20 protein-coding genes and 1 CRISPR repeat array are annotated in these 25,169 nt (G+C 50.4%); of the genes, 15 read left to right on the plus strand and 5 right to left on the minus strand.

The genetic code is table 11. The features are described 5' to 3' along the window. Nucleotides 1-104 precede the first annotated feature (104 nt). From LKE08_RS22585 to LKE08_RS22600, 4 genes are all read right to left on the minus strand, one after another. Nucleotides 105-1,664, minus strand: coding sequence for an alanine/glycine:cation symporter family protein (locus tag LKE08_RS22585; RefSeq protein ID WP_324706525.1), 1,560 nt, complete (start codon nt 1,662-1,664; stop codon nt 105-107). A gap of 346 nt (nt 1,665-2,010) precedes the next feature. Beyond that, complete coding sequence (locus LKE08_RS22590; protein WP_324706526.1) at nt 2,011-2,619, minus strand: exopolysaccharide biosynthesis protein; 609 nt, start codon at nt 2,617-2,619, stop codon at nt 2,011-2,013. A 210-nt stretch (nt 2,620-2,829) separates the two neighbouring features. Beyond that, nucleotides 2,830-4,113 carry an adenosylhomocysteinase gene (gene ahcY, locus LKE08_RS22595; RefSeq protein WP_324706527.1) on the minus strand — a complete coding sequence of 428 codons (1,284 nt, stop codon included), beginning with the start codon at nt 4,111-4,113 and terminating at the stop codon, nt 2,830-2,832. A gap of 605 nt (nt 4,114-4,718) precedes the next feature. Further along, nucleotides 4,719-5,498, minus strand: a complete 780-nt coding sequence (locus tag LKE08_RS22600) for a histidine phosphatase family protein (protein ID WP_324706528.1) — start codon at nt 5,496-5,498, stop codon at nt 4,719-4,721. Between the two features lie 258 nt (nt 5,499-5,756). Here LKE08_RS22600 and LKE08_RS22605 point away from each other — a divergent pair, with 258 nt between their 5' ends. Both LKE08_RS22605 and LKE08_RS22610 read left to right on the plus strand, forming a co-directional pair. Continuing rightward, nucleotides 5,757-7,193, plus strand: a complete 1,437-nt coding sequence (locus LKE08_RS22605) for a sodium/glutamate symporter (RefSeq protein ID WP_324706529.1) — start codon at nt 5,757-5,759, stop codon at nt 7,191-7,193. A gap of 260 nt (nt 7,194-7,453) precedes the next feature. Continuing rightward, nucleotides 7,454-8,185: a M15 family metallopeptidase gene (locus LKE08_RS22610; RefSeq protein WP_324706530.1), complete on the plus strand. Its 732-nt coding sequence runs from the start codon at nt 7,454-7,456 to the stop codon at nt 8,183-8,185. Between the two features lie 112 nt (nt 8,186-8,297). On the opposite strand, the gene LKE08_RS22615 is transcribed toward LKE08_RS22610, so the two are convergent. Further along, on the minus strand, nt 8,298-10,712 hold the full coding sequence (locus tag LKE08_RS22615; RefSeq protein ID WP_324706531.1) for a CHAT domain-containing tetratricopeptide repeat protein: 2,415 nt from the start codon (nt 10,710-10,712) through the stop codon (nt 8,298-8,300). A 157-nt stretch (nt 10,713-10,869) separates the two neighbouring features. On the opposite strand from LKE08_RS22615, the gene LKE08_RS22620 reads away from it, so the two are divergent. The 13 genes from LKE08_RS22620 to LKE08_RS22680 all read left to right on the plus strand — a co-directional run bounded on the left by LKE08_RS22620 (nt 10,870) and on the right by LKE08_RS22680 (nt 24,884). Further along, nucleotides 10,870-11,496: a sigma-70 family RNA polymerase sigma factor gene (locus LKE08_RS22620; RefSeq protein ID WP_324706532.1), complete on the plus strand. Its 627-nt coding sequence runs from the start codon at nt 10,870-10,872 to the stop codon at nt 11,494-11,496. A 62-nt stretch (nt 11,497-11,558) separates the two neighbouring features. Next, on the plus strand, nt 11,559-12,506 hold the full coding sequence (locus tag LKE08_RS22625; protein WP_324706533.1) for a DUF1822 family protein: 948 nt from the start codon (nt 11,559-11,561) through the stop codon (nt 12,504-12,506). Between the two features lie 83 nt (nt 12,507-12,589). Then, complete coding sequence (locus tag LKE08_RS22630) at nt 12,590-14,887, plus strand: CHASE2 domain-containing protein (RefSeq protein WP_324706534.1); 2,298 nt, start codon at nt 12,590-12,592, stop codon at nt 14,885-14,887. A gap of 62 nt (nt 14,888-14,949) precedes the next feature. Then, nucleotides 14,950-15,108, plus strand: coding sequence for a hypothetical protein (locus tag LKE08_RS22635; protein ID WP_324706535.1), 159 nt, complete (start codon nt 14,950-14,952; stop codon nt 15,106-15,108). Nucleotides 15,109-15,136: 28 nt separating this feature from the next. Further along, complete coding sequence (locus LKE08_RS22640) at nt 15,137-15,871, plus strand: DUF928 domain-containing protein (protein WP_324706536.1); 735 nt, start codon at nt 15,137-15,139, stop codon at nt 15,869-15,871. A gap of 73 nt (nt 15,872-15,944) precedes the next feature. Further along, entirely contained in the window at nt 15,945-16,112 is a 168-nt protein-coding gene (locus LKE08_RS22645; protein WP_324706537.1) for a hypothetical protein, read from the plus strand. A gap of 284 nt (nt 16,113-16,396) precedes the next feature. Beyond that, the gene (locus tag LKE08_RS22650; protein ID WP_324706538.1) at nt 16,397-16,936 is read left to right on the plus strand and encodes a hypothetical protein; all 540 of its coding nucleotides are present in this window, start codon (nt 16,397-16,399) and stop codon (nt 16,934-16,936) included. A 745-nt stretch (nt 16,937-17,681) separates the two neighbouring features. Continuing rightward, entirely contained in the window at nt 17,682-18,395 is a 714-nt protein-coding gene (locus LKE08_RS22655; protein WP_324706539.1) for a hypothetical protein, read from the plus strand. A 122-nt stretch (nt 18,396-18,517) separates the two neighbouring features. After that, nucleotides 18,518-20,731, plus strand: a complete 2,214-nt coding sequence (locus tag LKE08_RS22660) for an Hsp70 family protein (protein ID WP_324706540.1) — start codon at nt 18,518-18,520, stop codon at nt 20,729-20,731. Next, entirely contained in the window at nt 20,728-21,249 is a 522-nt protein-coding gene (locus LKE08_RS22665; RefSeq protein ID WP_324706541.1) for a LysM peptidoglycan-binding domain-containing protein, read from the plus strand. The genes LKE08_RS22660 and LKE08_RS22665 overlap by 4 nt, the downstream gene beginning before the upstream one ends. Then, nucleotides 21,246-24,002: a tetratricopeptide repeat protein gene (locus LKE08_RS22670; protein ID WP_324706542.1), complete on the plus strand. Its 2,757-nt coding sequence runs from the start codon at nt 21,246-21,248 to the stop codon at nt 24,000-24,002. Before LKE08_RS22665 ends, LKE08_RS22670 begins: the two co-directional genes overlap by 4 nt. Nucleotides 24,003-24,005: 3 nt before the next feature. Further along, a complete protein-coding gene (locus tag LKE08_RS22675) occupies nt 24,006-24,386 on the plus strand; it encodes a molecular chaperone DnaJ (RefSeq protein ID WP_324706543.1) in 381 nt (126 codons plus the stop codon). A 3-nt stretch (nt 24,387-24,389) separates the two neighbouring features. After that, on the plus strand, nt 24,390-24,884 hold the full coding sequence (locus LKE08_RS22680; protein ID WP_324706544.1) for a nucleotide exchange factor GrpE: 495 nt from the start codon (nt 24,390-24,392) through the stop codon (nt 24,882-24,884). 73 nt (nt 24,885-24,957) lie between these two features. Beyond that, a CRISPR array of direct repeats spans nt 24,958-25,168; the repeat unit is 24 nt; unit sequence GGGGCAACCGTCTCTGGTTGCCCG. Nucleotide 25,169 lies beyond the last annotated feature (1 nt).

Consider the following 25,169-nt stretch of genomic DNA (forward strand, 5'->3'; position numbering starts at 1 on the left):
AGAATTGGGGGTTTGGGGGCGATCGCTCGGGCCGAAACTGTTAAGCCCCCAGAATTGGGGGTTTGGGGGCGATCGCTTTTTGGTCAAAATTGGGGGAAAATCAATTATTGAAAAACCTCCATTTCGCCGGATTTTAAGCGCCTCATGTAGTCCTTGAGTTCTCGGGCGACTTGGGGACACAGGAAATACATCCCCAGCAGGTTAGGAAATGCCATCCCCAAAATCATGCCGTCGCTGAAGCCGATCACCGGGCCGGGGGCGACGATCGCGCCCAAAAACGCCGCCAGCAGGAAAATGATTTTAAAGATAATCGTACCGCGCCCCCCGGTGAGGTAATCCCAGCAGCGTTCGCCGTAGTAACTCCAGGAGATCATCGTCGAAAAGGCGAAGAAAAACACCGCGATCGCCAAAATGATCGGAAACCAGGAAATCGAGGTTCCGAAAGCCGCCGCCGTCAGTTCCGCCCCGGCGCCGGTGTTCCGCAATTCTTCGTAAGCCGGGTTGTTGTAGGCGCCGGTAATTACAATCACTAAAGCGGTCATGTTGCAGACAACAATAGTATCAATAAAGGGTTCGAGGAGGGCGACGATGCCTTCCCGGATGGGTTCGTCGGTGCGGGCCGCAGAGTGGGCGATCGCGGCCGAACCCAGTCCCGCCTCGTTGGAAAAGGCCGATCGCCGGAACCCTTGAATTAAAACCCCGAGAATTCCCCCTTCGATCGCTTCGGGCCGGAAGGCTTGGGAAATAATCACCCCGAAGGCGCCGGGAATTTCGGTGAAATTGGTCAGCAAAATAAACAGGGAGGCGACGACGTACAACGCGCACATCAGGGGGACGATGGTGCCCGCCACCTGGCCGATGCGGCGGACGCCGCCGACGATCACCAACCCCACCAGGGTCGCCAAAATCAGGCCGTAGAGCCAACTGGGGACGAAGGGGAACACCCGGGACACGGCGCCGTAGGACTGGTTGGCCTGGAACATATTCGCGCCCCCCAGGGCCCCCATGATGCAGAAGATCGAAAATGCGATCGCCAACACCCGCCCGAACGCGCCGTATTTGAGCCGCCGCAACCCCTCGGACAGGTAGCGCATCGGCCCCCCGGAGATGGTGCCGTCGGGTTTGACGACCCGGTATTTCTGCCCGAGGGTGCATTCGACGAATTTGCTGCTCATCCCGAAAAAGCCGCCGACGGTCATCCAAAATACCGCCCCCGGCCCGCCGAGACTGACCGCGATCGCCACCCCGGCGATATTGCCCAATCCCACCGTGGCGGAGAGGGCTGTGGCTAAGGCCTGGAAGTGGGAGACTTCCCCTTCGTCTTCGGAGTCGTCGTATTTACCCCGCACCACGTCCAGGGAGTGTTTGAAGGCCCGCACGTTGATGAATCCCATGCGGAACGTGAAGAAAACGCCCCCCACAATCAGCCATAGGACGATGAGGGGAATGCCGATTTCCACGCCGAACAGCGTTTTAAAGAGGTATCCCGTCCCGGCATCCCAGAACAAAATTCCGAAAATGATATTGTCAACAAACCAGGTAAAGCCTTCGTTGATGGCTTGAAAGAGACTGTTGCTGCGGCTCTCGTCCTGCGCCAATGTCATGGTGGGAATGGATAGGAAGAGCAGGGTGTAGAGCCAAACCCGTTTTGCGATCGTCCTCATAAATCAACTCATCTGTTCAATTTATCCCTAAAGTATAGGGGCAGATGACCGAAAACTGTTCGGAGCAAAACTCGACCGTTCAGTTTTGAAAGTATTTGATATCTTTTTTCCCTCTTAAATATCCGGTTATTTATCCGCATAAATTTCCCGATCCTATGCGAGAGGATTTTTCCGGGTAGGGGCGCAAGGCTTGCGCCCTTGGAAATTGATATTATGTCCGATCAAACAGTATTTATAAAAACTGTTTTTTAAAATTCAATAATCGGAAATCCATACATACAAAAATTTCCGGATTCCAATTGATTTTAATTCCCCGCTTCGATCCCGCATTGATCGCGAAAATCGCTCACCGGAAGAAGTTAATTGCCGCCTTCACCGCCTCGTAACCGAAAATCAAAATTAAACCGGAAAGGGTGGCCCCCATCAGGCAGACGACCAACCCGCCGAGGCTGATGGCGCCGTCGTCGTCGAGGAGCCCGAAGCCGGTGATGAAAATACCGATCGCGGGCAGGGTGTTGGTTCCGGGGATGGGAATCATCATGGAAATGGACATTAATGCGATCGCACAACCGATGATAATTCTCCCCACCGGATTGACACAGATATAAGTCAGGCGGGGACGGGAAACCATCTCGATTTTTTGCAGCCAAGGAATCCCGCCTTTGAGAAATCCCCGCACTTTTTCTATGGCGATCGGGTGGTCCAGCCACTTTTGGGGAAACCAGGGCGTTTTTGAACCGACAATCAACTGAATAGCCAACAAAAATAATAGAATTCCGAAGGGAATCGAATAGCCGGGAGCGGGGACGGGGAGGGCGGAGGGTAACGCCAGCAACACGAACAGAAACCCGAAGATCCGTTCTCCGGCCAGTTCGACCACATCCCCCAGAGTCACCTGGGGCGATCGCTCCTCAGAAAAAAAATAGCGATGCAGTTCGACAGAAAGTTTTGCCACGGGCCACAGAAATCATCAATAGAAAAGGATTGAATCGATGGCAATTTGCCGCGATCGCGGATGCACCCGCACCAGAAATTAAACTCGGAAATATGACGACGGGTTGGGGGATCAAATACTTGACCCCCAACCCAAAATTAACGGTCTAAAAATGGCGATCGACGGGAGGAGTTTCGAGAGCGAAACTCCTCACCCATTTCACTCCAAATTTTAGGCGTCGGTTCCCACCATCCAGGAATTGGTGTACTCGATCTGTTCTGGAGTCAGGGTATCGATATTGATGCCCATCGCCTTCAGTTTCAGGGCGGCAATTTCCTTATCCACATCCGTCGGAATGCTGTGCAGTCCGGGTTCGAGTTGGCCCTTATTCTTGACCAGATATTCGCAGGCCAAAGCCTGGTTGGCGAAGCTCATGTCCATCACCGCGCTGGGGTGGCCTTCGGCCGCGGCCAGGTTGATCAGACGGCCTTCGCCCAACACCACGACGGATTTGCCGTTCTTGAGTTTGTACTGCTGGGTGAAGTTGCGGACGTCCTTGATTTCCGTCGCCCGTTCCGCCAACGCTTTCAGGTCGATCTCGATGTCGAAGTGGCCGGAGTTGCAGACCATCGCCCCGTCTTTCATGACGTCGAAATGTTCGCCCCGGATGACGTGCTTGTTGCCCGTCACGGTGATAAACAGGTCGGTGATGGGGGCGGCTTGTTCCATCGGCATGACCCGGAAACCGTCCATCACGGCTTCGATCGCCCGGATGGGATCGATTTCGGTGACGATGACGTTCGCACCCATGCCCCGGGCGCGGAGGGCCGCGCCTTTGCCGCACCAGCCGTAACCGACGACGGTGACGCTTTTACCGGCCAGCAGGACGTTGGTGGCGCGGATGATGCCGTCGAGGGTGGACTGCCCGGTGCCGTAGCGGTTATCGAAGAAGTGCTTGGTGTCGGCGTCGTTGACGTTCATGGCGGGGAAGGTGAGTTTCCCGTCCTTCAACATGGCCCGCAGGCGGACGATGCCGGTGGTGGTTTCTTCGGTGGTGCCGATGATTTCGGGGAGCTGATCCTGGCGGTTTTTCACCAGGGTGGCGGTCACGTCGCTGCCGTCGTCGATGATGATGTTGGGGTGGTGGTCGAGGGCGGTTTCGACGTGGCGGAGGTAGGTTTGGGTGTCTTCTCCCTTCATGGCGAACACGGGGATGCCGTGATCGACGACCAAGCTGGCGGCGACGTCATCTTGGGTGGAGAGGGGGTTGCTGGCGATCAGCAGGGCGTCGGCCCCACCCGCTTTCAGGGCGATCGCCAGGTGTGCCGTTTCTGTGGTGACGTGACAGCAGGCGACCAAACGAATGCCGGCCAGCGGCTTTTCTTTCGCGAAGCGCTCTTGAATTTGGCGCAGAACGGGCATTTCCCGGCCCGCCCACTCGATGCGCTGTTTCCCTTGGGGAGCTAGAGAGGGGTCTTTAATGTCGTGCTTCGCTTGGACGGTTGTTGAACTCATGTAGTCGTTTCCTTGAGAGATTTCTTTTTTAAACTTCCAGTTTCACTCGTTGCTCGTCCCTCACCATTGAGCGTGACGGGGACGGCGGATGACTGGCGAATCCAGTCGCACCCAACTCATTTAAAAATAAGCCTCCACGATTGTAACACCTCGGACCGATCGCAATGCAACAGGCCCGGGTCGCGATCGCCCGGAATCCGCACCCTTCTCCCCACTTTCCGCCCCAACTCCTCGACAATTTTGAGATTCTGCGCCAAGCTAATGAGGGGTCTAACCCATCATGGCTTTGACCCATTGCCGGGGAGGGCGGTCAACTCCGCCACCCCAGAACGGTCTGACGGCGAGGCAAAGGGATGAACGACGGAATTGAGTGTCCCAAATGTGGGAAACGCACGGTGATCAAGCGACGGGAAGATCTGTTCGAGTGTCTCAACTGCGAATTCAGGCGGGATTTCTCCAAACCGCCAAAAAAACCCCCGACCCAAAAACCATCGGGAGACAATTCTCCGCTGGAAAATCTCATCCCGATTTTAATCACGATTCTTCTGTTGGTTGCGATGGGAATTTAGAGATTTCCCCCCCGGTTTCTGTTTTCAGGCGGTCGATTATTTTCCCCGATTTGACGCTGGTAAATAAACGTATCGGTAATATCGGTAATAGCGGGTCAATGTGGTCGGTAGCTCGAAGCGGGAGACTTCCCCGAGGCGGTCTAAGTGGGCGGTATCTCCGCTCAATTCTAACGTCCATTCCCCGCCGTTTCCGACCAGTTTAACCAGACCGGCTAAAGCGCGATTAAGTTTCGGTTTTCCGGGAATTAAACCTTCGGTCAACCCCTGAACCGAGGCGGCGTGACCGACGAGTAGGAGGTGGCCCGAAAACTGTTCGCTCAGGCGTCGGATGGCGGTTTCCATGCGTCCGCTGGCTTGTTTCCAGGTTTCTGGATATTGCAAAGATTGGGGGGACTCGTAGTCGAGATCGACCCGCGAAAACCGCTCTTGGAGTTGCGATCGCGACAGAGTTTGAGGTAAGGCGGGAAAGGAATAGCGGTTCAAAAATTCTCCGAGTCCCGGTTCGAGTTTGACGGGTAAATCCAGGGCTTCGGCGACGGCATGGGCGGTTTCGACAGTCCGCAAAAAGGGCGAGGCAAAAATGTGGTGAATTTCCTCTTTTCGGAGGCGTTCGGCCAGGGCTTTGGCTTGGCGAACTCCCCGGGGGGAGAGGGGCGGGTCGAAGGGGCGATCGCTGTTGCGATACCAGTTCGAGTCCGCATAGTCCTGGCGTTCGGCGTGTCGGGCGATCCAAATGGTTCGATTCATGGGGTAGCGTTTGCGATCATCATGGCGGTCGAGTTTTGATTGTACGATCGCGATCGCCCCCACTGTCACTTTTCTGATTTTAATCTCGGGAAAATTTCAGCCCCCGGGAGGATGATATTTCGCCCACCTTTGCAATTCTAAATAGTGGCGTGAGATAATTGTCAGGAAAATTACGCCTCCCAGAAAACATCGTAACAATTCATACACTTTTTGTCCTAGATTCGGTATATAAGGAAACATCTGAATCATCATTGAGCCGAATTTTGACGCAAGTCAAAGGCAGAAATTCGGCAGAAATTGTCTTGCGTATTATTAGGAAGCGAACCGATGTTTAAACTGGTCAACGTCCTATTTGCCTACATCATGGTAGGTTTATTAATTCTGCTGAGTCGGTATGTGAAGCAGAAAGTTCCCATTTTTCAACGGCTCTATCTCCCCGAATCGATTATCGCGGGAGCGATCGCACTGTTGCTCGGCCCTGGGGTGTTGGGGGCGATCGCGGGGGCGATCGGAATTAACGAATATCTGGCGGAAAACGGCCTATTTCCCGAAACGATGAGAACGGTTTGGGCCCAGTCTCCCGGCGTCTTTATCAACATCGTTTTTGCCGCCCTGTTTTTGGGAGAAACCATCCCCCACCCGCGAGATATCTGGCGCAAAACTGCCCCCCAAGTCGCCTTCGGCCAAACCTTGGCGTGGGGACAATATGTCATCGGATTGCTGCTGACATTGTTGATATTAACCCCCGTTTTTGGAGTCGATCCCATCGCCGGCTGTCTGATCGAAATTGCCTTCGAGGGGGGACACGGAACCGCCGCTGGAATGGCGGAAGTGTTTGAAAATCTCAACTTCCCAGAAGGACCGGATTTAGCCCTGGGACTCGCCACCGTCGGCATCGTTTCCGGCGTCATCGCCGGAACCGCTTTAGCCAATTGGGGGCGACAAAAGGGCTACATTCAACAAACCGAAACTCACTTGCCGGGAGATGCGTTTTTTCAAGAAACCGAGGGAACAGAAGAACGAGAAATTCGCACCCAAAGGGCGAGATTGATGAACAATCTGCTCGTCGATCCCCTCTCCCTAAACTTCGGATTTGTGGGGTTAGCGATCGCGATCGGTTGGATAATTTTACAAGTGTTGAAATTCATCGAAGTGTTCACCTGGGGTCAGTTGGGATTGGAACTCGCCGCCGCCGTCCCCCTGTTTCCGATGGCGTTGGTGGGGGGTTTAATCGTGCAGTTGATGATGAAACGTTTGGGACTCGATTTGCTGATCATTCGTCCCCTGCAACAGCGGATTTCCGGCGTGGCTTTGGACGTGGTGGTGGTCACGGCTTTGGCTTCCATAAATCTGATGATTTTGGGCGCAAATATGGGCGTGTTTATCATCCTGTCAGTTGCCGGAATTGCTTGGAATATTTGGGCCTTTCTTTACTTGGCTCCGCGCATGATTCCCGTCCATTGGTTCGAGCGTGGCATCGGCGACATGGGGCAGTCGATGGGTGTGACGGCAACCGGAATTTTGCTGATCCGCATGGTCGATCCGGAAAACAAAACGGGCGCTTTCGAGAGTTTTGCCTACAAACAACTCTTTTTTGAACCCATCGTCGGTGGCGGATTATTCACGGCTGCGGCACCGGCGCTGGTGGTTCAATTCGGGCCGGTTTCCGTCTTACTTTTGACGGCGGGACTCCTGGCGTTTTGGCTCATTTTTGGTTTTCTAAACTTCCGGCAAATGACTGCCAGAACTGAGTCAACCACCTAGAAGATTTATCAAAATTTTGGGTTCACATTTGGGGTCAACCTTTTCCGAGGTTGTCCTTTTTTTAGAGCGTTTCTAAAACTTGTGAGGGAAGCCGAAAAATTTAAAGTCCCCCTTCAAAAGGGGGATTTAGGGGGATCTCCCGTATCTGATCAGATCGAAAATCGCTATTTTTTGATAACTGACAGTAAAAATTGCCGCGCGATCGCAACTCCGGTTAAAATAGAGATTTCTCCGCCATCTTGAGGGGACCCATTCAAACCATGACTGCCGCAAAATCTTATCAAAAACCCTATCAACAGATTCCGATCCGGGATTGTGGCGAACCCCTCGTCCCCATCCCCCCAGAACAGTTTATTTTGGAATCGCCCCACCCCTATCAAAAATTGGGCGCACCCTACGACCAATCGGCGGCGGATTCTCCCTACCACGTCAGGCGAGATGTGCGCGATCGCCTGATCCAAGCTAACCAATATTTGCAAAGTCAACACCCGAATTTAAAAATCCTCGTTTTCGATGCCTATCGCCCCATCGAAGTGCAACAATTCATGGTGGATTATGCCTTTTCCGAACGGCTGCGATCGGCCGGATTGACGGTAGAAAATTTATCGGAAGAACGCCGAAACGAATTGTGGCGGGAGGTGTATCAATTTTGGGCGGTTCCCAGCCCCGATCCGGCGACTCCTCCCCCCCACAGTACCGGGGCGGCGGTGGATATCACCCTATTTGATTTGGCGGGATCTGCGTTGAATATGGGTTCTCCCATCGACGAAATTTCGCCGCGATCGCATCCCGATTATTTTGTTGACAGCGCGGATAAAATCGAGGTACAATATCATCACAATCGCCAACTTTTAAAACGGGTAATGACCGCCGCCGGATTTCATCAGCACCCCAAGGAATGGTGGCATTTTTCCCACGGCGATCAGATGTGGGCTTGGCTGCAAAACGGCCGGAATGTTCGGGGCGCGATCGCCCGTTATGGGCGATACTAACAAAACCTACAAAAACTATTATTAACCACAGAGGCACAGAGGACACAGAGAGAAGGTGGTTGAATTAATAGACTGCTATCGTTCAACCCAATCTACAAAAAACCACAAAAACCTACCCAGGATTTCCAACTAAAATAAATCCAGCCCAACTTTTCGGATCAGGGTAATTTTCTTGAACCGTCAACATCGCATTTCTGAGAGCTTTTGTTGTATCTATATGTTGTCGCAATTGCCGATAAAATTCCTGCATTAATTCCGAGGTTGAAACATCTTCTACCGCCCACAAGGAGACAATTAAACTGGGAACGCCGGCTGCCATCAGGGAACGGGATAACCCGACAATTCCATCGCCGGTGACGGTTCCGACTCCGGTGTTGCAGGCACTCAAAACCACCAATTCGGCGTTGAGATTTAACCGGAGAATTTCGTCGGCGGTGAGGAGTCCGTCGTCGGTTTCGGAGGGGGATAAAGCGATCGCACCCGGGAGTCCAGAACCGCTGAAGTCTTCTAGTAATCCGTGGGTGGCGAAGTGGATCATTCGGGCTTCGGGAAGTTTGGGAACGATCGCGGTTTCCGTGGCGTTTCTTCCGGTGAAGGCTTGGGTATCGAACATTTGGGCGATCGCGATCGCTTCCTGTTCTGAGGCGGGAAGATCGCGGAGGGGTTCGGGTTGTTCGCCGGGTACAATAGTGATTTCTGGCATGGCGGGATTTCCGACTGCCAAAATCTCCCTTTTGGGGGAGCGACGGTTTTGTCGGTTTGGGGCGAGTTGTAGCAGTTGAATGGCGGGACTGGTGGCGATCGCGTGTTTTTCTAGCAAATATTGATTATCGCTATCAATTAATGCTGCAAAGGGGACTAAAAGCAACTCTTTGTGGGGAATAAAGATAACTTTTGATTCCGGATCTGTAGGGAGTAAATCGGCGATGGGTTCGATCAGGAGTTGGTGAAGTTGTCCCAATTTGCGATCGCTGATTTTTCGGGATTCAACAGCCGAAGTCCCGGACTCGATGGGGGCGCGAAATCCCCGCACCAATTCGGCGATCGGAGAGGATTCGATAATTTCTGTTGTCAAAAATGGAATTAAATCTTCTTGTCCTTTTCCCCACTCCGTCAAATTCACCGAACGAAAGGCGATCGCGCCCTCGCGATCAACCACCCAAATTAACAGTTCCGAATTTTGCCCAAAATTATCGATCGCGATCGAATATTCGACCAGGGTGGATTTTTGGCGAATAGCCACCATTTTGATAGTTTCAAAATTTGGTAAATCGACAGTAATTTTATCAAGTTCTGTCTGATTTTTTGAGCGAGATAGCAATTCAATTAAAGCCCTCGCTCGTCCTCTTTCTGAGATTTCCAGGGCGGTTTTTATCTGATTTTGGGCGACCAGAACTTGCTGCAAGATGCCGTAGGTATTTGCCATCTTATCAAACAGGGAAATTTTATTATAATCACTTAATCCGGGGCGCAAGGATTCCAAAATTTCGATGGATGAATAGAGATTTTTTTGTGCTTTTTCTAGCTGTTTTAGCTCAAATTGAATCGACCCCAGGTTATTTAATGTAATCGATTCCCCGGCGCGATCGCCGATGGTTTGACGGACATTTAATGCTCTTTGATAGAACGCGATCGCGCGATCGGGTTGATTTTGGAGACGGTAAATTGACCCGATATTGTTGAGGGCTTGCCCGACGAGGGAAGACTCGCCGATTTCTGTCGCGATCGCCAATCCGCTTTCGTAGAGTTTGAGGGCTTTTTGATAGTCCGACAACCTTTCGTAAACCCCGCCCAAATTGACGGAGGTTTGGGCGATTCCCAAAGTGTCCTGTTCTTCTCTGGCAATTTCCAGAGATTTCTCGAAGGCAATTTTTGCCGATTCGTACTCTTTCAAGGAAACGTAGGCGGAACCGATGTTGTTCAACAAAATTCCCGCATAATATGACAAGTTTAACTCGCGGAATATTCCCAAAGAGGCTTCAAAATGTTCCAGGGCCTTTCTGGGCCTTCCCAAGGAGCGATAAACCGCGCCCAGGTTATTTTGAATGAAGGCTTCGCTTTCCGCTTCTCCGAGTTCCCGAACGGTGGCGAGAGCCCGTTGAAAATGAGACAGGGCTTCGGGATACTGACTCAAAGATTCATAGACGGACGCCAAGTTATTGTAACTTTGGGCGACGGAGGAGCGATCGCCAATTTCTTGATAAATTTTCAGGGCTTGTTCAGCAAATTCCAGGGCGCGATCGTACTCGCCGAGGTTGCGATAAATGATGCCGATGTCGTTGATCATGTCCCCTTCAAAGCCGCGATTTCCCCGCGATCGCACGATTTTTAACGCCCGTTCGAGGGTGGCCAGGGCCGGACGAAATTCCCCGCGATCGATTTGTCCGGAGGCGATATTATAGAGTTTGGCGGCTTCGGCGATGGGGTCGGGGGGCGACTGTCCCCGGGCGGCGAGGGCGGAAAATAGGGAGGCGGGAAATAAAAGCAGGGCGATCGCGATGCGACGGCTGATTTTGACAAAAATCATGATTGATCCTGACACTCAATCGACTCAAAAAATGACTGATTTCGCTTGATATCGAGTTAATTTTTGTACTATTATACAATAGTATCTTTTGTTTTGATGGTAAAATGAGTCAAGTTTTCGGGACTTCAGATCGGACAGACAGTTTTTAACAAATGTTATGGATTTTCAGCAACGAGATCTGTTAAACTTAATTCGAGAAACCTGCCAGCATCCCCCCAAAAGTGTCGGTCGCCAAAAGGGGTTGACCCAAATTTTTCGCCTCATCGCGCGATCGGGGAAATTGTGGAAAGAATCGGGTCTGGATTATGAGGACGCTTGGCAACAAATGGCGCTGTATTTCTGTCAGAATCTCTGTACGGTTTACGATCCCGATCGCAGCAGCGTCACCACCTGGCTGAACTATTACCTGAAACGGCGATTGCAGGAAGCACGAGGACGACAGCAGAAGCAGAAAAAGCACTTTGTTTCCCGGGAGATTCGGGTGGGTGACGAACTCCTCGACATTCTGGAGATGATTCCCGCCCCCCCCGACATCCGTCCCATGCTGGAAAAGACGCGAGAGTGGGCGGAAACGGACCCGACGGGGGAACTGCGGCGGACTCACATTCGCGGGCGCCCGGACGTGAATTGTCAGTTTTTGATTTTGCGGCGCCTGCCCCCAGAGACAAGCTGGGAAGCGATCGCGGCGGAGGTCGGTTTGCCGTTGACGACCCTGAGTTCATTCTACCACCGAAATTGCCTGCCGCGTTTGCGTAAATTTGCCGAAATGGAGGGATATCTATAGAAACAGTCCGGGACGACTCGCCCCGGGATTGAGGACAGAATTATATAAATGGTTGATGAATTATGGTTAATAACATCGAACGTTACGATCGCCAATCTTTGCCCCTATTGATTCCACAAACTGCCCGCGATCGCGCCCGGGAATTCGCCCTGAAAATGCCGCATCGAAACCTGCGGGAAAAAGTCTATTTTAACACCCTGGCAATTTGGACGGTTGATCGCTATTTGCAGTGGATGGAAATTCCCACGGAAATGAGCCTCGCCGACAGCCGGAATCCCGTCCTTCAATTGGGGTCGGATGTCGCCGATTTGCCCCTGCCCGGTTTGGGGCGTTTGGAATGCCGCCCGGTGCGAGAAAATCAGGTAACTTTTACCGTGCCACCGGAGGTTTGGTGCGATCGCATCGGCTACGTCGCCGTCAAAATTTACGACTCGTTGCAGACAGCCGAAATTCTCGGATTTATCCCCGAAGTTGATCGCCAAGACGTACCCATCGAACGCCTGCAACCGTTGGAAAATTTGCTCGATCACCTAGCCCAATTGCGGCAGGAACAAACCCGCCCCTCCGCAACGATAAAATTGACTCGCTGGCTGGCCGATATTGTCGAGTCGGGATGGCAAACCGTCGAGGCCCTTTACGGCAGTCCAGAAATCGCCTACAACTTGAGGAGTTTTGCCGAAGAAGCGGGGGTGACGCAGCGCGTCCAACTGATCGATTTGGGGATGCAACTCAATCATCAACAGTTGGTTTTGTTCGTTTCAATTATTGCCGAAAATGACCGAGATGTCAAAGTCCGGGTGCGACTCCACCCCCCGGAAGGACAAAACTATTTGCCGCCCAACGTCCACTTAATTTTAATTTCCGAATCCGGGGAAGTTTTGCAGCAAGTCGAATCCCGACTCCAAGACAATTGGATTCAACTCAGCCGCTTTACCGGCACCGTCGGAGAACAATTTACCATTCAAATTGTCCTGGGAGATGTGACCGTCACCAAACAGTTTCAAATTTGATGTATTATTGTAGAACAGGCATCTTGCCTGTTCTGTAAAATCTAACAGGCAGGATGCCTGTTCTACTACCGAATCGCCCCCCGATGACCCATTGGATCGTATTGCTCAATTTAGGGCCGGGTTCTTTGCGGGAAGGATTTCCCGCCGTGACGGCGATGGCGTGGGATTCCGAACATCCCCGCCCGGTCAAATTTACCGGCAGTTTGCCCCCGGCGAGAGATTTGGTGGCGATCGCGAAACGGTGGCAATTAATCTATCAGGACTTGTCCCAAACTTGGGCCTGGCATCCCCGCATCAAACTCGAAACCGGGGATATCACCAACGTTTCGACCGTCGATTTTAACGATTTATGCAAGCAGTATCGCAGCTCATTTAACGAATGGTTGGATGCCCCCGAATTTCGCAAAATTGACGGCAAACTCCGGAGCTCATTTCAGCCCTCAGATGAAATTCAAATTATTTTAGAAACCGATAATTTGGAACTGCGAAACCTGCCCTGGCATCTGTGGCAGTGGTTCCAAGATTATCCCCGGGCGGAATTGGCATTCAGCCAAGTCGAATACAGCCGGCGATCGCTTTCCAAACCCCCGCGATCGCCCCTGCGAATTTTGGCAATTTTGGGCAACTGTTCGGGCATCGATCTCGACACCGATCGCCAATTGCTGGAAAATCTGCCCGATGTCGAACTCGTCTTTTTACCCGAACCCACCCACCAAGAAATCGACGATAAACTCTGGGATAACCGGGGCTGGGACATCCTATTTTTCGCCGGACACAGCCACAGCGACGAACGCAAAGAACACGGGGCGATCGCCATCAATTCCACCGAAAAAGTCACCTTGGAAAGCCTCACCCCAGCGTTGAAAAAATCCGTCGATCGCGGCCTGAAACTCGCCATCTTTAACTCCTGCGACGGTTTGGGATTGGCCCATCAACTGTTGCAACTGGATATCCCCCAGGCGATCGTCATGCGGGAACCCGTCCCCGACTCCATCGCCCATCTATTTTTAAAGCATTTTCTAGTTGCCTTTTCTCGCGGTGATTCCTTTTATTTATCCGTCCGGGAAGCCCGAGAGCGACTCTACGCCCTCGAAGAACGGTTTCCCTGTGCCAGTTGGCTGCCGGCCCTGTGCCAAAATCCCGCCGTCGTCCCCATACAGTGGCCCCAAAAGCGATCGCCCGCCGTCTCTCATCAAACCCAAAATTTATTCTCTTCTAATTCTCTCATATTCTCTCTGCTTTTTGCAATTTTATTGACCCTGTTTATTTTAATTGTCAGACAGTTGGGATTGTTGCAAACTTGGGAACTCACAACCTTCGATGCGATGATGCGATCGCGCCCCGTGGAATTCCCCGATCCCCGCCTGCTGATCGTCACCGTCACCGAACCCGACATTCAAGCCCTGGGGGATTGGCCGATCAGCGATCGCAAATTGACGGAAGTTTTGCAAAAATTGAACGCCTACAAACCGAGGGCGATCGGATTAAATCTTTATCGAGATCTGCCCGCCCCACCCGGAACCGAAACCCTCCGAAATCAGATGCAAAATCAGTCCAATTTGATCGTCATTTGCAAAGCCCAAGACAGTCGAAATGAAGGCATAAACTCTCCTCCAGGTGTTCCCAATTCCCGAGTCGGATTCAATGATATCAGCATCGATCCGGACGGGGTGCTGCGCCGCCATACTTTATTTATGGACGAACATCCGGGCTGTCCGACGGAATTTGCATTGAATACGCGGTTGGCATTGTTGTATTTACAAGCCGAAGGAATCGCACCAAAAGAGATTGACCAAAATACCATAAAGCTGGGCGATCGCTTCCTTTACGCCTTAAACCGATGGGGGGCTTATCCGGCTTTTGAAGGCAAAGCTTTTCAACTTCTCTTGAATTATCGCGTCGCCGATCCGGTCGCTAAAACCGTGACGCTGACGGATATTTTAGAGGGAAAAATTAACCCCAAATGGGTCGAGGATAAAATTGTTTTATTGGGGGTGACGGCGACCAGCGCCCGAGGTGACACCGTAGCCACTCCCTACAGTTATCGAGGCACCACATTTCAAAAAATGCCGGGAGTCACCATTCACGCCCATAAAATCAGTCAAATTCTAGCCGCTGTTTTGGACGATCGCCCCCTATTAAACCTGTGGTCGCCCTGGCAAGAGGGCCTCTGGATCGGTTTGTGGTCCGCGGCGGGTGCGGGTTTGGGGTGGCAGATTCGCAGTCGCCGGGTACTCTTACCCAGTCTCGGGGCGGGGGTCGGAGTGCTTTACGGAACCGCTTGGCTGCTGCTGGTCGGGGGAACCTGGGTTCCCGTGATTCCGGCGGCTTTGGGGTGGCTGGCGTCTCCCCTTGCCGCCCACTTTGTAAAGAAATGTTAAGATTGCGTAAAAGTTGCGAAATTTGCCGATAAGTCCATAGGACATTCGAGCCGAGGTGAGCAATGGTCTACTCCAACAGCGATCGCGACGAGATCTCCGGGGATTTTGAGGACGACTGGGAAGAGGATTATCCCTATCCTCCCGGCGAGGCTTACGAAAATGCGATCGAAGCGGCGGATGAAATCTACGGAATTCCCGACCCGCGACTGATCGAAGATTGAGTTACATATCAGGGTTTAAATGAAGCCAATGTCAAAGTTAAAACTTTTGCTATTTGGCATCAGTTTTGTTTCCGTTTACATTGCCGACTTTTACGCGATCGCAAATGCTCCATTTCCGAAATTGCCAGCCGCAGTTGCCACGGAATTCGATCCCCCCGATCGCGGCACCGATGGCAACCGACAGGGGTCCTCCAGTCGTACAGGTTGCCCCGAAGTTCCCCAACCGTTGACCGCGTTAATTCCCGAGACAAATTTTGGATTGACCGCAGCCGAACGCCCCACCTTTTTATTTTACGTCCCCTACAGTTCCGAACCGCCCAGAGAGGTGGAATTGGTGCTGTTAGATGAGGCGGAAAATGAAATATTCAATCAAAAAATAACGCCCGCAGAAATTCCGGGAATTATCAGCATCTCTTTACCCGATGGCGCAGAACCTTTGGAAGTTGGAAAAACCTATCGTTGGCAGTTTTCTTATATTTGCAATCCCCGGATTCGCGCCGAGGATGATTATGTCGAAGGTGCGATCGAGCGGGTGGCGATAGATGATGAATTGAGTCGCCAATTAGAAGCCGTAAATACGCCTTCAGAGCGAGCGGAGTTATACGCAAAAGCCGGGTTATGGTACGAAACCCTGACCGAATTGGCGAAAATGCGACAAATGCAGCCCCAAAACCCAGAAACATTGGCAGAGTGGCGGGAATTGCTCGATTCCGTCGGTTTGGGACATCTCGCTGAAGAACCGCTGCGATCGGCTGGGAGGTGAAGAAATGTAAAGTTTTCATCATTTGATCTGTACAATTACTCATTTAGATTGACAATACAAGGAGAACTCACTCATGGTTGACAGTACCGGATCTGGCGACGACGATTTCGACACCTCCGATGCCGACAGTGACTTTCAGGAGAATTACGACGATTGGCGAGATCAGGTCGCGTCCGAAACGGCTTTGGAACGGGATGCGGAGCGGGAAATGTGGGAGGGTAACGAACCCGACTCCGACTGATTTTGACTCCATTTCGAGTTCGTGGTGTGAGAACGATTTTCATTGCTTTAACCCGCCTTGAAATGAATTTCGAGGCTCGTCGCTGAAGAACCCGCCTTGAAATGAATTTCAAGGCTCATAGCTCAAGTCCACTCAAGTGGACTCAATATAGCAGTTTAGCTTTTTACTGCTATTTTAACGCCAAAAAAAATCCTCTCCCCTGACCAAGCAGAGCCGTTTCATTCTCCCTTGCCAAAGGGGGAGTAGGGGGGGATGAAGAGCTACTTTTGCGAGGTCAGAACGAGATGAAAACGATTCGCAACGCCACGATTTTGGGTCTGATATTTTCCGCGATCGCATTCCCCGCGATCGCCCAAAGGACGGTGGAAAGTTTGCCCAACGGCGAATATCTCCTCTGTGAAAATTCGCCCCCAACCAACAATTTACTTCCCCGGGGTCAGTCCTGTTATCAATTCACAAAAATTGGCGACCAAATCCGGGGAGTTTTCTATCGAACGGCAACCGAGGAATTGATTTGCGTCACCGGTTTGGTGAGAAACAATACGGTGTTTGGAGAAGCGGCGACGTTGGTACTCGGTCGCTATTCTCAACCCATGCAAATCAGCGAAACGGAACGACGCAACAGCTTTTTATATTGGCAGGATAACGGTTACTTGCAACTGAGAGGCCAGACGATTTTAAACGTCGCCTCGACGGATCGGGGTCAGCTCAATTACACGCCTTGGATGCTTTACCACAATGCGAGGCTAGATTTGAGCGGATTTTATGTGTATCCATCCCGTTTCATGTTGAACAGTTTGCCCAACTGTCAATCCATTCAATAGTCAAAAAAGTAAATTATTTAATTCCAGGGTTTTACTCATGGCTAGAGCAAAATATTCACTGCAACCAGGGAGTCCGGAAAGATTGGTCGTTTCTTGGGATAAAAAGTGGTGGGAAAAAGAACCGAAAAATTTTGCCATTTATTTGGATGGACGGGAACTCGGCAAATTTGAAAATACTCAAGCCATCAAAGACGGACAATATTTTGATTTAAACGACGGTACACAGATTAAAGTTAGACTGATTCGCGACTTTATTTTTTGGTATTTACAAATCCTGTGGTGCGATCGGCCCGTTCCCGGTTCCGATACCGATCCGAACAAGTATTTTAGAATAGCTGATTTGATAAAACAAAAAGCTAAACTAACTGCTTATTTATCAATTGGAACTTATTTGTCAATTGGGACTTATTTTTCGTTTTATTGCTATTCCTGGCTCATATTTTGGATGACATTTTGGGGAAGCATTTTCGCCGTTTTGGGAAGTTTGACGATGGGATTCGATAATTTTATCGCTGCGATAATAATAGCATTATTGGTTAATTCATTTTTGCGTTTTTTATTGCATTTATTTTATGTAAACTTGAGAATAATATGGTTTGCACCCATTGCCATTTATCAACTCGACCCTCAATCGTTCTTGAATTCTTCATTTACTCCTTATTCTTCGTCTAAAAATACTGTAAAAAATGCCACCAATACTCAATCATATTCGGAAAAATTTTCTAACTTTTCTAATCTAATTGATATGGCATCATCCCCGACTCCACCCGTCCCGAAACCTCCGAAACCGCCGAAGCCACCGAAACCGCCGAAGCCGCCGCAACCGAGAAGTCAAAATAACTCGGCGATCGCCAAAATGCAAACCTTGCATCCGGAGGGTTACAAACTCTATCAACAAGCGGAACAATCCCGAGATCCCGCCCTCTTCTTCCAAGCCGGAGAAATGTACGATCGCAGCTACAATTCATTTTGGGGAGACGGCATTTTTTCCGGCAACTACGATCGCAATTTTATTAGCAGTTTGGGTATCTCCATCGAGGGAGTCGGAATGGAAATGGCAAAACAGCAAGCCGTCAACATTATCAAAAATTCCCGCGAGTCCTTAGTCATCAGTTGCGAGTGTTATCTGAAAACCATCAAACTCGATTCCAGTCACTACTGGGCGACTTTAAAATTGGCAACCGCTTTAACTGCGTCATTGCAAATTCAAGCTTCTCTCACCTATTGGCAGCAGGCGTTAAACCTTGAGAAGGGGGACACCGTGTCTGCCCTCAAAGCGGACTCGATGGGATTCGACAATCGCTCGACTGCGGCGAAAGAAGTCATGTATCAGTTGGGACTCGGCGGCAGTTCGCAGGCGTTCGACGCCAACTTTATCAAACAACAGGCGATCGCTAAAAAACTGCTCTGTGCCAACAGTTACTTACTCCGTAATATCCCGGATTTACAGACGGGGTAACTGCCCGTATGTCAGACCGTATATCGGGTTACAATTGTGAACATTTATTAAATCGATATCGCCGACACTTGCCAAAATTTTACCGAACAATTAAACTGTGATTATCGAGGGTCTAATTCATCATGGGAAATATCGTTGGAATTGATTTGGGAACCACCAACTCCGTCGCGGCTTTCAAGTTAGCCGAGGTGAATGTGGTGACGGCGGCGGACAATTCCCCACCGGAACGAAAACTGACGCGATCGGTGGTGGCGGGCGATCGCAACGGGTTAATTGTCGGCGAACAAGCCTACCGCCAACTCGGAGATGGAGACACCGAAAATGTGATTATTTCCATCAAGCGATTGATCGGCAGGGGATTCAACGATCCCGTCGTACAACAACAATTATCTCGGTTCAATTATAAAATTACCCAATCCAGCCAGGGCACCGAAAATAGCCTCTCCGTTTGGTTAAACAGCCGGGAATATCAACCCGAAGAAATTTCCGCCGAAATCCTCAAAAAAGTGGTCGGAAATGCCCAAGCCTACCAGGAGCGATCGGGGCAAACCAGCCGCATCACCCAAGCCGTGATCACCGTCCCCGCCTATTTCAATGACAAGCAGCGATACGCCACCGGAATCGCCGCCCAAAAAGCCGGATTGAACCTGCGGGAACTGCTGCCAGAACCCACCGCCGCCGCCATTTCCTACGGCTACCGTCCCGACTCCGACGAGGTGAGCACCATCTTAGTTTATGACTTCGGAGGCGGGACTTTAGACTGTTCGATTATTACTTCCGTCGGCAATCAATTTATTGAGTCCGCAAAAGCGGGGGATTTGTGGTTGGGTGGAGACGATTTTGATAACTGCATCGTCGAATTTGTCAAAGGGGAAATCGCCCGAATCGAAAACCTTGATAATGTCGATCGCTTGATTCAAAAAATGCCGCATTATCAGCGAGTGCGGCTGCTGGCGGAATTGAAACTACAGGCGGAACGGGCAAAAATTCAACTCAGCACCCAATCTGCCGCCGAAATTATTACCGCCACACCTTTAATTGATGAGTTTGGAATGGCAATTCCCATTCAAGTTTCCATCACCCGCCAACAGTTTGAACAACAGATCGAACCGCTAATCGATCGCTCCGTACAAATCGCCCAGGATGCGATCAAATATTCCGATTATCCCCTCGATCAAATCGATGCCATTCTCCTCGTCGGCGGCTCCGCACAGGTTCCCCTCGTCCAGCAAAAAATCCGCCAAGCATTCCCCCAACATCAGGTGGTGATTCACGATCGCCCCATGTATGCGGTGGCGGAAGGAGCGGCGATCGTGGCGGCGGGACTCACCGAAAAAGTCACCACCGTTTCCCGCGACTATTGCATCGAATTGGTGGACGAACCCCGATTTGTCATCATCGAACAGGGGGACGTTCTTCCGGTGCAAAAATTCCACACCTTTAAAACGGAAGCCGACGGACAGCGGCTGATTCACTTCAAATTTTTCAGCCCCGATCGCGTCCGTCAAAACCTCGATCGCACCCGGCAAGATGAGCGGATCGGCGAGATGTGGTTATCCCTCGATCGCCCCTATCCGAAAGGCACAGAAATTCTGGTGACGGTGGAACTCGACGAAGAAAATAACTCCCTCAATATGACCGCCGCCCTCAAAAATAATCCCCAAGTTAAAGTCAGTTGTTCCTTCTCTCGCGGGGGAGTTAATGAGGACATTTCTCGCCAGGTTGAGGAACGAATTAAACAACTCAACGATGCTTCCAATTTGACGGAAATTGGCGTGCAGCGAGCCAACGAAATCGCCGGAGAAGTAGTGCGGGCGTCAAACCAAATTTATCGGGGTGGCAAAGTCCAGGGCGATCGCCTCAACCACGCTCAAAATAAACTCAAGGAATTGCAAGAATTTGCATCCGACGAGTTTGAGATCGCCAAGATTTTTATCACCCGGTTTGAATTGGCACTTAAAGTTTGCGATCGCCTGCTTCATGAAGACCAAAAATATCGGTTGCGGAATTTAGTTTCTCAACTGCAACAAGCCCTCGATAGCAAGAATATTGCCGGCTTGCAAAAATTAATAGAAGATGGCAAACAAGAATTTGATAACCTCCCCGATATCGTCCAACTGATCGTCGTTATTCCGGAGGAGATCGCCAAAATTCACCATATTAATCCCAGCCACGCGGGAGGTCTGCAAGTTAAATTCACTCAAATGTTGAACGCATTACGCCAAGGAAACCCAGCCGAAGCGGATGCCCTCCTCCGAGAACTACAGGCGGAAATTATTCCCTATTTAGATCGGGAATTGCCGGCAGGAACCATCGCGACGGGATTGACACGATGACTTTAAAAATAACCTGTCCGGTGTGCGATCGCCCCAATATTGAAGGCAATATTTGCCCCAATTGCGAAACCGATCTCACCCCGATCCGACAACTTCAGGAACTCCCAGAAGTGGCGGTACAACCCGCCCCCATTCCCCAACCCAACTGGCGGAAAAATACGTCCCAGCTAATTGTGGCGATCGCCATCATTATGCTGCTGTTGGGGGTGGCGATCGGGGCATCGTTTGAGACTCAATTTGCCAAAAAATCTGCCCCCATTGAAACCGTAAAAATTGCCCGTTCTTCTCCCTTTATTCCATTTTTTAATAAATCCCAAAAAAATCGGCAATTATGCGACGGGTTTTATTATTCAATTCAAAAGGGAGATTCCCTCTCCAAAATCGCCCGAAAATTCTACGGTGACTGGCAGCGGTGGCCGGAAATCGTCGCCGCCAATCCAAATCTCAAAGGTCGAGAAAATAAAATCGAAGTTGGCGAAATCATTTTCGTCAAAAATTTACCGGAATACTGCCCATGAACGCGATCGCCAATTGGATAAATTCCCTGACGCGGATGGTTTTTCAGGTGGCAATTATCGACTTTTTCAAAAAAGTGAGTGCCACCAAAAAAGATATCAAAACCGCCAAAAAGATGGCTGGAAAAAAGCATCTGATGCGGGCGGCAAAAATCGGAAATTTGACCCTTTATAAATGGTCGAGTTCCCCGCCATTTGTTGAAGAAAAACTGCGACAGTTGTTCCTGAAGGATCTGTTGACCGACCTGCGATCGCGGGTCAATTTTTGGAAGAGACAGATCAAATCCGTGCAAAAAATGGTCGCTTCCGGTCAGGCGTTGGAAAAATCAGACCCCGGCGATCCGATGGATGCGACGACGTTATCAAAGGCATTGTCAATTTATCGACAATGCCAAGAAATTATTGATGTCGCCGTCGTCAACCAGGCGATCGCCCGCTGCGAACACAAAATCACTAAATACAATCAATTTCGGACGTTATTCGGGGAAGGTCAAAAATATGCCCAGCAAAAACAGTATAAAAAAGCGAAACTGAGTTTCGACCGGGCAAAAACATTATTCGACATTCCACTCATCCGAGATGCGATCGCCAACTGTTCGGGACAAATTCAGGGACAAAATCAATATGAAACAAAATTACAGCAAGCCTTCGATTTGGCGACCAAAGGCGAATTTAATTCCGCCCTCAATGTCGTCAATTCAGCCCTGAAAAAGTTCCCCCGCCAAGACGGTCAAAAATTGGTGGCAGAACTGAATCGGGTGATCCAAGGAAAAAACTGCTATCGGCGGGGACTGTCGGCCGAACAGTCGCAAAATTTTCCCGAAGCCGAATCCTGCTACAAGCGATCGATTCAACTCCTCCCCGAGTTTACGGAATCAAAAATTCGCTTGGCAATTCTTTCGATAAAAACCCAAAACTGGCAACAGGCGATCGCGCATTTGCAGGGACATTCCGGAGAACAAATCAGTTACCTGCGGGGTTTCGCCCACCTCGGACTGGGCGAGTTAAAACAGGCGGAACGGGAGTGGCGATCGCTCTCCCATCCTCAAATCGACAGTCAATTAAAAGTTGTCCGCCAATTGATGAGACTTGTCTGCCTAAAATCCCTGCGGCAAATTGAGCAGTTTGTCGATGACAATAATCTCGATCGCGCCCGCGCCACCAGCGCCCAATTTTTACAAACTTACGGCTCAGATCCCCTGGTAGAAGGGAATCTAAACAACCACATTCAACCTCGCCTAGAAGCGACCATTTGGGAGTCGCAAGATTGGCATCAAATCGCCCGAGCGACCGAACAATCTTGGCTCCAAAACGGAGATGCAAAATCCTTGCACAACTGGGCGATCGCCACCTATTATCAAGCTCAAATCGCCCCCGAAACCCGGCCGGATTGGATCGTCGCCGCCACGACTGCCCTGGCGAATTTAAAGCGCGATCCGGCTCTGAAAAATATCCCCTGGTTGCCCCAAAGTTCCATCGATTTTCACGAAGTTTTCGACCACTTTTTTGGGAACTTGGAAACGGCGATCGATAGCTTAAAAGACGAGAACTTGGCTGAGTATATGAAACTGCGAGATCGATTTCGTCTGGATGCGATCGCCCTCAAATTTATCAAAAAATCGCCCCATCGAGCTGCCAAAATTAATGATATGATTTTATTGCCGGGATGCTACCACCGCCACAACCATCACTTTCCCAATGTCAGAGTTTCTCAAGCCTCAAATTCGACATCCACAGAAGCCAATATTTTGCCCGCCCTTTATACCTCCTGGGGGTTGGCAGTGGCGGCGGCGTTTGACGGGGATGTGGAACGAGCTATTTACCTCAAACCGTCTCGTAATTATCAATTTAATTCCTATCAAAAAAACGAATATTTTGCCCAAAAATTTGTCGCCTACTCCGAAGGATGTCACCACCTGCAAAAGCAACAGTGGAGAAAGTCCGTCGATCCTTTAAATGCCATCAAAACCGAATTGCGATCGCACCCGGAATGGCATCGAGAACTGGATCGGTTGTGTCAGTCCCAGCTTCAGGCGTTGGCAAACTCAGAAGAACAGTTGACTTTCGGCGACTTTTGGTATCAATTATTGGGAACCGAAGCCTCCCGAAGCTATTGGGTGGAATCTCGAATTCAAAAAATTGTCGAAGATTTGGAGGGCGATCGCATCAGTTATCATCAAGGTCTGTCTCGGCTTCGAGAACTTCAAACAGTGGACAGCAACAATCCCCGATTAGTTCAAGTCATCGCGGCGATCGAGTATCAAATAGAAGCCGAAGAGCTCGAAAAACTGTTGAAAAACAATCAGTTCGAGCGACTGTTTGAAAAAGCCAAACAATCTCAGAATCGAGAGATAAAAACAAAAACTGCTCAAGTTTTCGCGGAAATTTTTGTCGCCGGATTTAAAGAGCACAAATTGGGATTTGAGGATATTTACAATTTTGCACGTTGGACTTACGAACTCGTGCCGGACGATCCGAACGCCCGAGAAATGTACGAGATCGGCCGACAGAGCAAGGAAATCAACGATCTGATGAAAAACGATCGCTTTGAAGAAGCGGTCAATCGAGCCAGATACTGTTCCGACGATCTGCTCAGACAATATGTCGCCGAACATTTGGTCATCTCGATTATCGAGGCTTCAAAACGTGAAAATGTTCCCCCACATTTGCTCTTACAATTTATCCATTGGGCTTACCAAATCAGTCCGGACAATCCGGCTTTAACTTCCGTTTATCGCGAGTTTGGAATGTATTAAATTATGTCAAATAATCAACTTCCCAATCCCAACCCCTATCAGGTTTTGGACGTTTCTCCTTCGGCATCCAAAGGGGAAATTACCAAAGCCTTCGCGATCGCCATGAAGCGCAAAAAATACCCCCCCGATATCATCGCCCGGGCGAGAAAAGCGTTGATGAACGAAAAAGAGCGGTTGATCGCCGATTATTTGCATCCCGTTTTGCCCCCAATTCAACGGTTCAAACGGCAAGATTTCTCGGAACTCGAACGGCCGATGCCGGTGGTGGAGATGATTCCGGAATTCGACGACCTCCGGGGAGCGATCGCGGCGGAAAATCAATCCGGCGATGCCGACAAAAAATTAGGGAAAAAAATCTTTTCAAATTGTCAACTTGAGATTTAAAATATGGATAATTTACCCCCCAAAAATCTGCAAATATCAGCCGATGTACGCGATGAAATCAAAGCTAAAATCGGCACAATATTAAAAGAAAAAATGTCCCTGCAACAATCATTAGCCGGAAAAGAACAGGAGGAAAATGCTCGGTTTGAGGCGTTATTTTTGGAATTGTTAGAAGTCGTCGATTCCCTCGACTTTTTAATCGAATACCTGCGAAATAACCCCGAACCAGACGAAAAAGCGATCGCCCGCTTTCCCAAATTGATCGGCAGCATCCAGAAAAAATTGCTCAACAGTTTGGAACGGCGGGAAGTTCATCCCATCGAATTTGGGGAAGAAAAACCCGATTTCGAGGTCTGTAAAATCGTTGATCGCGAAATTCGCCCCGACCTGGAAAATGAAACCGTCACCCAAATCGTGCGCCGGGGATTCCGACACAGCGATCGCCTCCTGCGTCCCGTCGAAGTGATCGTCTCCAAATCCGACAATCCCGAAACCTGACTAATATCGCAACGGACAGAACGGTTAGGACATCGCGCTCTGTAGAAAGGGAGTAGGGAGTAGGGAGTCTGTGGGGGCAACCGTCTCTGGTTGCCCGCCCAGTTGTAGTTGTGTCTGTGTGGGGGCAACCGTCTCTGGTTGCCCGCCCAATTGTAGTTGGGTCTGTGTGGGAGCAACCGTCTCTGAAGGGAGTAGGGAATAGGGAGTCTGTGGGGGCAACCGTCTCTGGTTGCCCGCCCAATTGTAGTTGGGTCTGTGTGGGGGCAACCGTCTCTGGTTGCCCGC

This window comes from Lyngbya sp. CCY1209 (assembly GCF_035615495.1).
Lineage (GTDB): Bacteria > Cyanobacteriota > Cyanobacteriia > Cyanobacteriales > Microcoleaceae > Limnospira.

Bases quoted from the DNA above. Each gene is read 5' to 3' on its own strand.
- LKE08_RS22670 (WP_324706542.1), top strand. From the start codon at position 21,246: ATGAACGCGATCGCCAATTGGATAAATTCCCTGACGCGGATGGTTTTT.
- LKE08_RS22655 (WP_324706539.1), top strand. From the start codon at position 17,682: ATGGCATCATCCCCGACTCCACCCGTCCCGAAACCTCCGAAACCGCCG.
- LKE08_RS22610 (WP_324706530.1), top strand. From the start codon at position 7,454: ATGACTGCCGCAAAATCTTATCAAAAACCCTATCAACAGATTCCGATC.
- LKE08_RS22645 (WP_324706537.1), top strand. From the start codon at position 15,945: ATGGTTGACAGTACCGGATCTGGCGACGACGATTTCGACACCTCCGAT.
- LKE08_RS22625 (WP_324706533.1), top strand. From the start codon at position 11,559: ATGGTTAATAACATCGAACGTTACGATCGCCAATCTTTGCCCCTATTG.
- LKE08_RS22635 (WP_324706535.1), top strand. From the start codon at position 14,950: ATGGTCTACTCCAACAGCGATCGCGACGAGATCTCCGGGGATTTTGAG.
- LKE08_RS22630 (WP_324706534.1), top strand. From the start codon at position 12,590: ATGACCCATTGGATCGTATTGCTCAATTTAGGGCCGGGTTCTTTGCGG.
- LKE08_RS22650 (WP_324706538.1), top strand. From the start codon at position 16,397: ATGAAAACGATTCGCAACGCCACGATTTTGGGTCTGATATTTTCCGCG.
- LKE08_RS22640 (WP_324706536.1), top strand. From the start codon at position 15,137: ATGTCAAAGTTAAAACTTTTGCTATTTGGCATCAGTTTTGTTTCCGTT.
- LKE08_RS22620 (WP_324706532.1), top strand. From the start codon at position 10,870: ATGGATTTTCAGCAACGAGATCTGTTAAACTTAATTCGAGAAACCTGC.
- LKE08_RS22665 (WP_324706541.1), top strand. From the start codon at position 20,728: ATGACTTTAAAAATAACCTGTCCGGTGTGCGATCGCCCCAATATTGAA.
- LKE08_RS22585 (WP_324706525.1), bottom strand. From the start codon at position 1,664: ATGAGGACGATCGCAAAACGGGTTTGGCTCTACACCCTGCTCTTCCTA.
- LKE08_RS22615 (WP_324706531.1), bottom strand. From the start codon at position 10,712: ATGATTTTTGTCAAAATCAGCCGTCGCATCGCGATCGCCCTGCTTTTA.
- LKE08_RS22675 (WP_324706543.1), top strand. From the start codon at position 24,006: ATGTCAAATAATCAACTTCCCAATCCCAACCCCTATCAGGTTTTGGAC.
- ahcY (WP_324706527.1), bottom strand. From the start codon at position 4,113: ATGAGTTCAACAACCGTCCAAGCGAAGCACGACATTAAAGACCCCTCT.
- LKE08_RS22605 (WP_324706529.1), top strand. From the start codon at position 5,757: ATGTTTAAACTGGTCAACGTCCTATTTGCCTACATCATGGTAGGTTTA.
- LKE08_RS22680 (WP_324706544.1), top strand. From the start codon at position 24,390: ATGGATAATTTACCCCCCAAAAATCTGCAAATATCAGCCGATGTACGC.
- LKE08_RS22660 (WP_324706540.1), top strand. From the start codon at position 18,518: ATGGGAAATATCGTTGGAATTGATTTGGGAACCACCAACTCCGTCGCG.